This is a genomic window from Halomonas borealis, assembly GCF_004798905.1.
GTDB lineage: Bacteria > Pseudomonadota > Gammaproteobacteria > Pseudomonadales > Halomonadaceae > Halomonas > Halomonas borealis.
The window spans coordinates 614381-627429 of the sequence record NZ_SDMO01000001.1; the positions used below are offsets into that span (position 1 = coordinate 614381).

The following is a 13049-nucleotide window of genomic DNA, read 5'->3' on the forward strand; positions in this document are numbered from 1 at the left end:
CTCTCAGTACCGCCGGGTCTAGCCGGTATTGCGCAGCCCGGCCGCGATGCCGGCCATGGTCACCATCAGCGCCCGCGACAGGTCGCCGCTGATCGCGCCGTCGGCGTCGCGGTTACGCTGCAGCAGCTCGGCCTGCAGGCCATGCAGCGGGTCGATATAGGGGTTGCGCACCTCGACCGCCTGGCGGATCAGCGGCGTGCTCTCGAGCAGTTCCTGTTGGTCGAGGATCTGCAGTACCGCCTCATTGAGACGGCCACAGCGCTGGCGTAGCCGCTCGCCCAGGGCCTTCAACGCCGGCTCATCGACCAGGCGCTGTTCATAATAGGCGGCGATGCTGACGTCGGCCTTGGCCAGCAGCATCTCCAGCATATCGAGATAGGTGCCGAAGAAGGGCCAGCGGTCGCGCATCTCGCGCAGCATCTCGAGCCCTCCCGGTTCCTCGAGTCGCTTGGCGAAGGCCTCGCCGCTGCCCAGCCAGGCCGGCAGCATCAGCCGCGTCTGGGTCCAGGCGAAGATCCAGGGGATGGCGCGCAGCGTCTCGACGCCACCCTCCTGACGCCGTTTGGCGGGGCGCGAGCCCAGCGGCAGGCGACTCAGCGCCGTCTCCGGCGTCACCGAGCGGAAATACGGCACGAAGTCGGGGTCCTCACGAACCACGCCAACATAGGCCTGATGCGCCACCCCGGCGAGGCGTTCCATCTCCTCGCGCCAGGCCGGCTCGGGCGTCGGCGGCGGCAGCAACGAGGCTTCCAGCACCGCACAGGCGTAGATCTCCATGGAGCGCAGGGCGATATCGGGCTGACCGAACTTGAAGCGGATCATCTCGCCCTGCTCGGTCACCCTGAGGCTGCCGTTCACCGATCCCGGCGGCTGGGAGAGGATCGCCGCATGGGCCGGGCCACCGCCGCGACCCACGGTGCCGCCGCGGCCGTGGAACAGGGTCAGGTCGACATCGTGGCGCTGGCACACCTCGACCAGCGTTTCCTGGGCTCGGTACTGCGCCCAGGCCGCGGCCAACTGGCCGGCATCCTTGGCGGAATCGGAGTAGCCGATCATCACCTCCTGTCGATCCCCGGTCAGCCGGCGATAGCCCGGCAGCGCCAGCAACCGGTCGATGACGTCGCCGGCACGATTGAGGTCGTCCAGGGTCTCGAACAGCGGAGCAATCGGCAGGGTGGCCTCGCTGCCGACTTCCTTCATCAGCAGCGCCACCACCAGCACATCGGAGGGCTGACCGGCCATGGAGATGATGTAGGTGCCGAGCGCCTCGACATGCTCGGAGCCGATCACCCCGAAGGTATCGAGTACCTCGCGGGTCTCGGCGGAGCATTCCCAGCGCCGCGGGATCAACGGGCGCGGCGAGGAGAGCTCATTGAGCAGGAACTCCTGGCGCTGCTCCTCGCTCCAGTCGCGATAGTGGCCGATCTCCAGGCTGTCGGTGAGCTCCTCCATGACCTGCTCGTGGCGCGTGGATTCCTGGCGCAGGTCGAGCTTGGTGAGGGTGACACCGAAGACCGATACCCGGCGCAGGGTATCGAGCAGCACGCCGTTGGCGATGGTATCGAGCCCCACATCGCACAGCGAGCGATAACAGGCCAGCAGCGGCGCATACAGCTGGTCGCGGGTCTCGATGATCGGCCCGCCGGCATAGTTATCGCCATCGAGCCTTGTCTGAGCCCAATCGCGGGTGGCCTCGACCTTGGTCAACAGGCGCTTGATCAGCTCGCGATATGGCTCGGCGACATCGCCCACCTCGGCCTTGAGCGAACTATTGGCCTTCCACATCGACAGCTCGGCCTTGAGCTGCTCGAGGTCTCGGGCGTAAAGGTCCGCGGCCATCCAGCGGCCCAGCAACAGCACCTCGCGGGTGACCTTGGCGGTGACGTTGGGGTTGCCGTCACGATCACCGCCCATCCAGGAGGCGAAGCGCATCGGCGCGGCATCCAGCGGCAGGCGCTCGCCGGCGGTGTCGAGTAGCAGGTTGTCCAGGTCGCGGTGGAAGTCGGGCACCGCCTGCCACAGCGAGTTCTCGATCACCGCGAAGCCCCAGCGGGCCTCGTCGACGGGGGTCGGGCGCTCGTGACGAATCTCGTCGGTGTGCCAGGCCTGGCTGATCAGCTCTTCGAGCCGACCATGGGCACGGGTGGCGCGCTCAGGATAGTCGGCGGAGGATTCGATGATGCTCAGGCATTCATCGATGGCATCGTACTTCTGGATCAGGGTCCGACGGATGACCTCGGTCGGGTGGGCGGTCAACACCAGCTCGACGCGCATGTTGGCAAGGGTCTCGACCAGCTTGCGCGACGAATGGCCCTCGCTGCGCGCGCGCTCGAGCAGCTCGCCGAGCGCCGGCTGGGCGCCGGGCTTGTAGTCCTCGACGCGGCGAAAGCGCGCCCGATAGTGCTGTTCGGCCATGTTGGCGAGGTTGAGAAACTGGTTGAAGGCGCGGGTCACCGGCAGCAGCTCGTTGTCCGGGAGCCCACGCAGGTAGTCGATCAGCTGTCGATTGCTGTCGGCCTCGCGCTGGCGCCCCTGCTTGGCGAGGCTACGAATGGTTTCGATACGATCGACGAAGCCCTCGCCCAGGTCATCGGCAATGGTGCGTCCGAGACTGTCGCCCAGGATACGGACGTTATCGCGCAACGATTCATGCAGGTCGTGACTCATGTCCAGGATTCTCCTTCCTCGTGAGTAGGCGGAATATCATTGTGATTGTCATGTTGCTTCGCCGCCTGCCAGTGCCGTTCCATGCGCTCGAGCCCCGCTTTCGCCAGCGGCACGCCCTCCTCACCGAGGGCGGCCTCCAGCTGGCGAAAGCGGCGCTCGAACTTGCCATTGGTGGCACGCAGGCAGCGCTCCGGATCGGCATCCAGGGTGCGCGCCAGGTTGACGGTGGCGAACAGCAGATCGCCGACCTCTTGCCGGGCGTGTTCGTGATCGCCCTCGGCCAGTGCTTCCTCGACCTCCGCGAGCTCCTCATACAGCTTGGCGATCACACCGCGCGTATCCGGCCAATCGAAGCCGACCCGGGCGGCGCGTTTGGAAAGCTTGGCCGCTCGAGACAGCGCCGGCAGGTTACCCGGCACGTCGGCCAGTACCGAGGCGGCTTGCGTGTGTTCGGCGCGCGCCTCGCGCTCCTCGGCCTTGAGCGCTTCCCAACGCGAATGCACCTCGTGGGTTGCCACCGCGGTGGCGCTCACGCCCTCGCGGTGCGATGCCAGGGTGCCGTCGGGGAAGACGTGGGGATGGCGATACAGCATCTTGGCGGTGAGGGTGTGGACCACATCGCGAAAGTCGAAGCGCCCTTCCTCGGTGGCGAACTGGCTATAGTACACAACCTGAAAAAGCAGGTCGCCAAGCTCCCCGGGCAACTCATCGAAGGCCCGCCGCTCGATCGCGTCGGCCACCTCGTAGGCTTCCTCCAGGGTATGCGGCACGATGCTGTCCCAGTCCTGCTGTGCGTCCCAGGGGCAACCCCGCTGAGGGTCGCGCAGCCTCGCCATCAGCGTCAGCAGGTCGTCGAGATCGAAGCGTCGCTCGGTCATTGGCGCTTGTCCTTCTTCTTGCTCTTGCCGCCCGAGCGCAATCGATGCACCTCAAGGACATTGGACAGCTGCTGGATGCGCGAGAACAACCGCCCGAGCGTCTCCAGGCCATCCACCTCCAGGGTGATCTGCATGCGGGCGATGCCATCCTCGGTATCGGTGAGGGTGTTCACCGACAGCACGTTGACCTTCTCGTGGCTGAGCACGGCGGTGACGTCGCGCAGCAGCCCCGAGCGATCCCAGGCCTCGATCTCGATATCGACCGGATATTGAGTGCGCGCCCGCTCCCCCCATTCCACCTCGATCACCCGCTGGGGCTCGTCGAGGCGCAGCTGCAGGATGTTGGGGCAGTCCTCGCGGTGCACGGTGACGCCACGCCCCTGGGTGATGAAGCCGACGATGGATTCCCCCGGCACCGGGTGACAGCAGTTGGCCATGCTGCTCTTGAGGTTGCCGACCCCGAGCACCGTGATGCCATTGCCGTCTGCCTTGTCGGCGGGCTTGCGTGGCTTGGCCAGCAGCTTGTCGAGCTGCTCCTGGTCGTCGCTCTCGCCGAACAGCTGCTGGGCCTGGTTCAGGACCTGGCCGATACGCAGGTCGCCGGCGCCGAGCGCGGCGTACATGTCATCGGGGCCGCTATAGTTGACCTGTTTGGCCAACCGGGTCAGGTCCATCCCCCCCACATCGAGACGCTTCATCTCGCGCTCGAACAGGGTACGCCCCTCCTCGAGGTTGCGGTCACGCGCCTGGAACTTGAACCAGGCCTGGATCTTGGCCCGGGCCCGCGAGGTGCAGACATAGCCGAGGCTGGGGTTGATCCAGTCGCGGCTCGGCCCGCCCTTGCTGGCGGTGAGGATCTCCACCTGCTGGCCGGTGCCGAGGCGATAGGTCAACGGCACGATGCGCCCGTTGACCTTGGCCCCGCGGCAGCGGTGCCCGACCTCGGTATGCACTCGGTAGGCGAAGTCGATCGGCGTGGCGTCCCGTGGCAGGTCGATGACGTGGCCGTCGGGGGTGAAGACGTAGATGCGGTCCGGCGCCACGTCGCTGGACAGCCCCTCGCGGAGGTCGCCGAAGTCGCCGACCTCTTCCTGCCATTCCAGCACCTGGCGCAGCCAGGCGATCTTGTCCTCGTAGCTGTCGCTCCTGGCGTTGGTGTCGTGGCCCTTGTAGCGCCAGTGGGCGCAGACCCCGAGCTCGGCCTCCTCGTGCATGGCGAAGGTGCGGATCTGGATCTCCAGTACCTTGCTCTCGGGGCCGAACACCGCGGTATGCAGCGACTGATAGCCATTCTTCTTGGGATTGGCGATGTAGTCGTCGAACTCCTGAGGCACGTGGTGCCAGCCCGAGTGGACGATGCCCAGCACCGTATAGCAATCGGTGATCTCGGGGACCAGGATGCGCACCGCGCGGATATCGTGAACCTGGGAGAAGTCGATGCGCTTACGCTTCATCTTCCGCCAGATCGAGTAGATATGCTTGGCGCGGCCGTCCACCTGATACTGGAGGATGCCCTGGGCCTCCATCAGGCTCTTCAGCGTCGTCACCACGTCCTCGATATAGCGATTGCGATCGAGACGCTTCTCGGACAGCTGGTGGGCGATGGCCTTGTAGTCCGCCTCATGCAGGTAGCGGAAGGAGAGATCCTCCAGCTCCCACTTGAGGTGACCGATGCCCAGCCGGTGGGACAGCGGCGCATAGATGTCGAACACCTCGCGGGCCACCTGCAGGCGCTTGTCGCGCGGGGCATCGCGCACCTGGCGCAGCGCGCAGGTGCGCTCGGCGATCTTGATCAGCGCCACGCGCACGTCATCGATCATGTTGACCAGCATCTTGCGCAGGTTGTCCTGCTGATCGTGCTGGCTCAGGCCTTGGCTTGGCATCTGGGAGGTGCTGATGGCGGCCATCTGCAGCACCCCATCGATCAGCCCCGCGACCTCCTGGCCGAAGCGCTTGGTGACCGCGGCCAGGTCGAGCAGCCCCTCGCGCACCGCGCGATACAGCACCGCGGCCTCCAGGGCCGGCTGGTCCAGGCGCAGCTCGCCGAGGATATCCGCCATTTCCAGGCCCATGCGGAAGCTCGAGCCGTCCTTGAGCCAGGCCTTGTGGGGACGCTCCGACTCGAGTTCGAGGCGCTCGGCCAGCTCACAGGCCTCACGCAGCTCGCAGGCGTCGCGCAGCCTGACATCGTCCTGAAGACGCTCGACCCAACGGGGGATGTCGACCGTCCCGCGTTCGGTCAAGGGCTGCTCCTCCCGCACTTTAACCATCGCTTGACGCTCCTTCGTGCCGCCGCTCGGCGTCCGGGTGTTCGAGCAGCAGCATGGATTCCAGGTGGGCGGTGTGGGCGAACATGTCGGCCATCGCCCAGCGCCGGATGACATAGCCCGCCTTCACCAGGTGGGCCGCATCCCGCGCCAGGGTCGCCGCATCGCAAGACACGTAGAGTACCCTCGGCCGCGGCCGCTTGGCGAGCGCGCGGCACACCGCCTCGGCGCCGCCGCGTGGCGGGTCGAGCAGCACGCTGTGCGGTGCCGGCGCGTCGAACAGCGCCTCGACGGCATCGGCCTGGTTGAGGTCGGCCTGGCGGGCCGTGACCTCGAGGGCGTTGCGTCGGGCGTTGTCGGCCAGCCGCTCGACCATCGCCGGACTCCCTTCCACGGCCGTCACCTGTGCGCCCAGGGCGGCCAGTGGCAGGCTGAAGTTGCCGACGCCGGCGAACAGGTCAAGCACCCGCTCGCCGGGCGCCAGCGGCGAGAGCCACGCCAGGGCTTCGCTCACCATCTGTTGGTTGACCGCTTCGTTGGCCTGCAGGAAATCGCCGGGGGCGAAGCCAAGCGTCAGCGTGCGATCGCCCACCGCCAGCCGGCCATGCAGATCCGGTGCCGGCGTCAGCCACTCGAAACGAGGTGATTCGCGTCCCACCCAGCGGGCCACATGCACGCCATGGGCCCGGGCGAACTCGATCCAGCGTCGGCTATCGGCCCCCTGCTCGCGCAGCTGACGGACCACCAGGGTCACGCCGGCGTCGCTCGCGGACAACTCCAGATGGCCGACCTGACGCGGCGCCTCCAGCCCGGCCAGGTGCCGGCGCAGGGGCGCCAGCAGGGCCGCCAGCGCCGGCACCAGGACGAGGCACTCATCGAGATCCACCAGCCGATGGCTGTGGCGGGCGCGAAAGCCCAGGCGGACCTCGCCTTCGGCATCGACCTTGACACCGAGCCGTGCCCGACGACGATAGCCCTCGCCGGCATCGACCAGCCGTTCGGGCTCGCCATCGGGGGCGATGCCCTGCCGTGCCAGCAGCTCACGCAGCACCGCCTGCTTGTGACGGCGCTGCCCGGCCAGGCTCAGGTGCTGAAGATCGCAGCCGCCGCAGGTGCCGAAATGGGGGCACGGTGGCGTGACGCGTTCGGGCGAGGCGTCCAGCACCTCGCGCACATGGGCCTCATCGAAGCGCTGGCGGGTGCGATGCACCGCGATTGCGGCCCGCTCGCCGGGCAGGCCACCGTCCACGAACAGCGTCTTGCCGTCCGCCATGCGCGCCACGCCGCGTCCATCATGGGCGAGACCGTCGATGGTCAGCGTGGAGTCCTCCCCTTCACTCTCCCTAAGCGCCGGCGCCTTGCCGCGACTGGGCGCTTGAAGCCCCGAAACACCGCTCCCCTTGCGTGCGGGGCGCTTCTTGCCGAGCCCCATATCAAGACTCCTCGGCGAACAGGCCGGTGGACAGGTAACGATCGCCACGGTCGCAGACGATGAACACGATCACCGCGTTCTCGACCTCGGCGGCGACGCGCAGCGCACCGGCAAGCGCACCACCCGAAGACACCCCCGCGAAGATACCCTCCTCGCGCGCCAGGCGACGCATGTGATGCTCGGCCTCGGCCTGGCCGATGTCCAGCATCCGGTCGACCCGAGCGGGCTCGAAGATCCCCGGCAGGTAGGCCTCCGGCCAGCGGCGGATGCCAGCGATGCTGGCGCCATCCTCGGGTTGCAGACCGACGATCTGCACCTCGGTATTGCGCTCCTTGAGCGCTCGGGAGACGCCCATGATGGTGCCGGTGGTGCCCATGGAACTGACGAAATGGGTGAGGGTTCCAGCGGTCTGCTCCCACAGTTCGGGGCCGGTGCCTTCATAGTGGGCCAGGGGGTTATCGGGATTGGCGAACTGATCCAGCGGCTTACCGTCGCCGCGGGCGATCATGTTGTCGGCCAGGTCACGGGCCTCCTCCATGCCGCCCTCGCGGCTGACCTCGATCAGTTCGGCGCCATAGGCGATCATGGCCTGCTTGCGTTCGCTGGAGGCGTTCTCCGGCATGATCAGGACCAATCGATAGCCCTTGATCGCCGCCACCATGGCCAGGGCGATGCCGGTATTGCCCGAGGTCGCCTCGATGAGGGTATCCCCCGGTGCGAGGGTACCTCGCGCCTCCGCCTGCTCGAGCATCTCAAGCGCCGGACGGTCCTTGACCGAGCCGGCCGGATTGTTGCCCTCGAGCTTGGCGAGCAGGGTGTTGTTGCGTCCTGCGGTGATCCGCTTCAGGCGAACCAGCGGCGTCTTGCCGATGGTTTCCTCCAGGGTGGAGAAATGCATGTAACCGTCCTTCTGGAAAGGTCTTTTCGGCATTATATCCTCGGGCACCGACACTGGACAGGCATCCCGGCCGGCTGTGGCATACTGGTCCACGACACCCCAGCCGACGAGCCACTCTGATGTCATTGAAGACCCGCCTGATGCTGGCCATCCTCGCCCTGCCCCTGGTGCTGATCGCCCTGATGGTGGCGGCGGTCACGGAACTGGAGGATCGCCACCACCGCCAGCAGATGCGCGAACGCCTGACCCAGATCGCCACGCTGCAGGCGCCGAACCTGGGCCGGGCCCTGGCATCCAACGATACCGCCGAGATCGTCCTGCTCGCCGATCGCCTGCTCGACCTGGAGAATATCCGCGCGCTGAGCATTCGCGACACCGACGGCGAACGCCGGCTCGAACTGGGTCGGCTGCGCCAAACTCCGGCCTTTGCTCCCCAGAGTGGCTCGGCGTTCCAGACAGATGGCCATCACTGGCGGCTGCAGACACCGTTACCCGGCGCCTCCGACGCCCTGCTGATCCTCGATATCGACGCCTCGTCACTGGCGCTGACCTACTATCGCCACCTGGCCAGCGGCGGCCTGCTGCTGCTGATCGTTGGCTTGCTGCTTTTCCTGGTCGCCCACGGCCTGTGCCGGCGACTGATCCAGCCGCTGGAGAACGCCGCCCGCTCGCTGGAATGGCTGACCGCGGGCGGCACGCCCCAGCCGCTGCCGGTCCCCCGAGAGGCCGAACTCGCGCGCCTCGCCCAGCGCCTCAACGCGCTGGGCGATCACCTGGCCTCGGCCCGGGACGACCTGCAGGTCCAGATCGAACAGGCCACCGGCGAGCTGCAGGAGTCCATGGAAACCATCGAAGTGCAGAACATCGAACTGGACCTCGCCCACCGTCGTGCCCTGGAGGCCAACCGCGCCAAGTCCGAGTTCCTGGCCAACATGAGCCACGAGATCCGCACCCCGCTCAACGGCATCATCGGCTTCTGTCGACTCCTGCACCGCACCGAGATGGTACCCCGCCAGCGGGAATGGCTCGACCACGTACAACGCGCCTGCGACAACCTGTTGATGTTGGTCAATGACGTGCTCGACTTCTCCAAGATCGAGGCCGGCCGGCTGGAGCTCGAGCATACCGAGCTCGACATGGTGGTGCTGGTCGACGAGGTACTCGGCCTGCAGGCACCCCAGGCCCAGGCCAAGGGCATCCAAGTGCTCGGCCTGGTCTACGACGACGTGCCCGAGACCATGAGCGGCGATCCGTTGCGCATTCGCCAGGTACTGACCAACCTCGTCGGTAACGCCGTCAAGTTCACCGAACACGGCGAGGTAATCGTGCGGGTGATGGTCGAGCAACGCAGCGACGAACGCGTGATGCTGCGCGTGGCGGTCAGTGATACCGGCATCGGCATCAACGACGATGCCCAACGCCGGCTGTTCCAGGCCTTCCGCCAAACCGACGCCAGCCACCAGCGCGAGTTCGGCGGCACCGGCCTGGGGCTTGCCATCAGCCGTCAGCTGGTGGAACAGATGGGCGGCGAGATCAGCATCGACAGCACCCCGGATGAAGGCTCGACCTTCGCCTTCACCCTGCCGCTGTCCTGTCAGGCCGACATCGCACCGGAACGCGTGCCGGAGATCTCGCTTGGCGGCAAGCGCGTTGTGCTGGAGGAGCCCCACGGCCCGACCCGACGCGCCCTGCATCACCTACTGGGCCGCTGGGAGGCCCTCATCATCGGGCGTGAATCGACGCTCGACCACGAGGCCTCGCTGGCGGTGCTCGGGCTGACCGACGCCGACCTTACCCCAGCGGGCCAAGCCGCTCTCCAGCAACGCCTGGAGCATCTGGCCTGCCCGGCAATGCTGTTGGTCAATGCCAGCCCGCCCGACCTGCCGACGCTGCCGCTGCCTCACGGTGGCGAGGTACTGAGCAAGCCGCTCTCGCGCCGCACCCTGATAGATTCGGTGAGCCACGCCCTGCCCCAGGCACGCCGTGAATCGCCTTCCGCGCGTCTGGCACACGAAGCTGAGGGGCCGCGGCTGCTGGTGGTGGATGACACCGAGTCCAACCGCCTGCTGCTTCAGGAGCTGATCAGCGGACCGCAGCTGGAAGTGAGCCTGGCCGCCAGCGGCGAGGAAGCCCTGAGCATGGGCAAGGAGACGTGCTTCGATATGGTACTAATGGATATCCGCATGCGCGGCATGGATGGCGTGGAGACGACCCGGGCGCTGCGCGATCTAGGCGGCGCCTGGCGCCATGTACCGATCATCGCCGTGACCGCCCATGTGCAGAGCGAACAGCGTCGCCAGCTGCTGCAAAACGGCCTGGACGGCGTGCTCGAGAAGCCGCTGGACACCGCCCAGCTGTCGAGCCTACTGCGCCACCATCTGGGCAGCGGCCTGGCCCTGGAGAAAACCGACGAGACGCCGCAGGCCAATCCTGCCAGCGATACCGAACTGGCCTCGGTGGACCTGGCCCTGGGTAGCCAGCTGGCCGGCGGTCGCGAGGCCCTCGCCCGCCAGTTGTTAGGTCAGCTGATCGATTCTCTCGACGCAAGCGAGGCCGACATCCGCCGCGCCCTCGATGATGCCGACGACGAGGCACTGCTCGATGCCATCCACGCCCTCAATGGCGCCTGTCGCTATTGTGGCGTCCCGCGCCTCGGCCTGCTGGTGGAGACCCTAGAAACTCGCTTGCGCTCCCGCGGGCGGGCGGCGGTGACCCCGCTGCTGCCCGACCTCTACGCGGCGATAGCCGCGCTGCGCGACTGGCAAGCGGCCCACCCCGGCTCCGGCGTGACGCCGTCCAAGGCCTAGCCTTCTGCGGGCTCAGGCTTCCAGGATCACGAAGGCCACCGCGAATTCGGCCTCATCCGACAATGACAGATGCAGCTTCTTGATGCCCTCGGCCTCGGCCAGCTCCCGGGCCCGCCCCACCAACATGAGCGTCGGGCGGCCGAGGGCGTCGTTGGCCACCTGAATCTCGGTCCAGCGCATACCATGGCGTAGCCCGGTACCCAGCGCCTTCACGAAGGCCTCCTTGGCAGCGAAGCGTTTGGCCAGGAAGGCCGGGGGTGCCCCTCGTTGCCGATAGTCTGCCAGTTCATCGACCCCCAACACGCGCCGCGCGAAGCGATCGCCATGGCGCACCTGGGCCTTCTCGAAGCGCGCGACACGGGCGATGTCGGTGCCGACCCCGAGGATCATCCGCAGCAACCACCATCGGCATCGTGCTCATGATCATGATCATGATCATGCTCGTCGAGGGCCGCCACGAAGCCCGCCTCCTGGCCGGCGATCGTCAGACGCTTCATCTCAGCGACGGCCTCCTTGAGGCCGACGAACAGCGATCGGGCGATGATCGCGTGGCCGATATTGAGTTCGTGAAGCCCCGGGATGGCGGCGATCGCCTCGACGTTGTGGTAGTGCAGGCCATGGCCGGCGTTGACGGTCAGGCCGAGTTCCCCGGCCATCTCCACGGCCGCCACCAGGCGAGCATGCTCGGCGCTGGCCGCCGCGCCTGAGGCCTCGGCGTAGGCGCCGGTATGCAGTTCCACCACCGGCGCGCCGGCCTTCGCCGCCGCCTCGATCTGTGCCGGCTCCGGGTCGATGAACAGCGAGACTTCCGAGCCCGCCTCATTGAGCCGGCGACACGCATCGGCCACCGCCTCGGCGCTTCCGGCCACGTCCAGCCCGCCTTCGGTGGTGAGCTCCTCGCGCTTCTCCGGCACCAGGCACACATGCGCCGGGCGCAGCTCCTCTGCCAGCGCCAGCATCGATTCGGTGACCGCCATCTCCAGGTTCATCCGCGTGTTGAGCACCTCGGCCAGCAGGCGCACGTCGCGTTCCTGGATGTGCCGACGATCCTCGCGCAGATGCACGGTAATGCCATCGGCTCCGGCCTCCTCGGCCAGCAGCGCGGCCTGAACCGGATCGGGATAGCGGGTGCCGCGCGCCTGACGCAGGGTGGCGATATGATCGATATTGACGCCGAGCAGGATGCGGGGAGGATGCATGAGAAGTCTCCTTCAGAAGCTGAATCTGCGCATGTTACCACCCACCCGCGTCGCCACGCCCTCTTTCGGAGTCAGGACCTCGGCTCACGCCTGACGCGCGCGACGGCGCTCGGCCAGCTGACGCATCCACTCGCGGGAGCGCAGTGGACGGCTACCCAGCAATGGCGCCAGGGCCGCCCGAGTCACGGCCTTGGCCGGGCCGGCCAGCCCCGCCTCGCGCCAGTCACCTCCGGCCAGCAGCTTGAGGGTACGCCCGTCGATGCCGGAAGCCTCGGGCACGAAGGCACGCGTCTCGCTCTCGAAGCGATAACGGGTCTGGGGGTCGAGGGACTGCCCTTGCGGCGTGCAGAAACGCGGCTCGGCGTCCAGCGCCTCGAGCAGCGAGAATTCCAGGCGCCGCAGGGCACCGGCGCGGCCCTCGGGGCGCGGCAGGGCGTCCAGGGCGGCAGCGTAGAAGGCGAAGACATCACCCACCGGCAATTCCACCGGCAACAACCGGGCCAACAGCTCATTGGCGTAGAGGCCGCACAACAAGCCTTCGCCGACCAGCATCGCCGCCGGGGCACGGCTCTCCATCAGGGCGAGTCGCTTGAGCTCGCCTCGACCGCTCCAGGTCAGGTGCAGCGGGGCGAACGGCTGCAGGGTGGCCCGGGCGCGGCTGCCCGGACGCTGCACTCCCCGCGCCACCGCACGCACCCGCCCATGATCGAGCGTCAACAGCTCGACCAGGGCACTGGTCTCACGGTAGGGGCGCTTGTGCAGCAGATAGGCCGGCTGGGGAGTCATGGAACGACGCTCGAGGAAGGACGGATTCGAGGTTCGAGGTTCGAGGTTCGAGGTTCGAGGTTCGAGGTTCGAGGTTCGAGGTTCGAGGTTCGAGGTTCGAGGTTCGAGGTTCGAG

General features: G+C 67.3%; 9 protein-coding genes. 1 reads left to right on the forward strand and 8 read right to left on the reverse strand.

Translation table 11 applies throughout. The features are described 5' to 3' along the window. Window positions 1–18: 18 nt before the first annotated feature. The 5 genes from ppc to cysM are packed head-to-tail and all read right to left on the reverse strand — an operon-like array spanning window position 19 to window position 8142. Window positions 19–2667 (reverse strand): phosphoenolpyruvate carboxylase, encoded by a 2649-nt coding sequence (gene ppc / locus ETC07_RS02960; RefSeq protein ID WP_136246992.1) that lies wholly within the window; start codon window positions 2665–2667, stop codon window positions 19–21. Beyond that, window positions 2664–3545: a nucleoside triphosphate pyrophosphohydrolase gene (gene mazG / locus ETC07_RS02965; RefSeq protein ID WP_136246993.1), complete on the reverse strand. Its 882-nt coding sequence runs from the start codon at window positions 3543–3545 to the stop codon at window positions 2664–2666. The genes ppc and mazG overlap by 4 nt, the downstream gene beginning before the upstream one ends. After that, window positions 3542–5815: a GTP diphosphokinase gene (relA, locus tag ETC07_RS02970; RefSeq protein WP_136246994.1), complete on the reverse strand. Its 2274-nt coding sequence runs from the start codon at window positions 5813–5815 to the stop codon at window positions 3542–3544. The genes mazG and relA overlap by 4 nt, the downstream gene beginning before the upstream one ends. Continuing rightward, the gene (locus tag ETC07_RS02975) at window positions 5808–7244 is read right to left on the reverse strand and encodes a methyltransferase domain-containing protein (RefSeq protein WP_136246995.1); all 1437 of its coding nucleotides are present in this window, start codon (window positions 7242–7244) and stop codon (window positions 5808–5810) included. The genes relA and ETC07_RS02975 overlap by 8 nt, the downstream gene beginning before the upstream one ends. 1 nt (window position 7245) lies before the next feature. After that, on the reverse strand, window positions 7246–8142 hold the full coding sequence (gene cysM, locus ETC07_RS02980) for a cysteine synthase CysM (protein WP_136247028.1): 897 nt from the start codon (window positions 8140–8142) through the stop codon (window positions 7246–7248). A gap of 119 nt (window positions 8143–8261) precedes the next feature. On the opposite strand from cysM, the gene ETC07_RS02985 reads away from it, so the two are divergent. Further along, window positions 8262–10949, forward strand: coding sequence for an ATP-binding protein (locus ETC07_RS02985; RefSeq protein WP_136246996.1), 2688 nt, complete (start codon window positions 8262–8264; stop codon window positions 10947–10949). Between the two features lie 12 nt (window positions 10950–10961). Here ETC07_RS02985 and acpS read toward each other — a convergent pair whose 3' ends face one another. From acpS to recO, 3 genes are all read right to left on the reverse strand, one after another. After that, complete coding sequence (acpS, locus tag ETC07_RS02990) at window positions 10962–11339, reverse strand: holo-ACP synthase (protein ID WP_136247029.1); 378 nt, start codon at window positions 11337–11339, stop codon at window positions 10962–10964. Further along, a complete protein-coding gene (pdxJ, locus tag ETC07_RS02995) occupies window positions 11336–12148 on the reverse strand; it encodes a pyridoxine 5'-phosphate synthase (protein ID WP_136246997.1) in 813 nt (270 codons plus the stop codon). The genes acpS and pdxJ overlap by 4 nt, the downstream gene beginning before the upstream one ends. Window positions 12149–12232: 84 nt before the next feature. Continuing rightward, window positions 12233–12934 (reverse strand): DNA repair protein RecO, encoded by a 702-nt coding sequence (gene recO / locus ETC07_RS03000; RefSeq protein ID WP_136247030.1) that lies wholly within the window; start codon window positions 12932–12934, stop codon window positions 12233–12235. Window positions 12935–13049 lie beyond the last annotated feature (115 nt).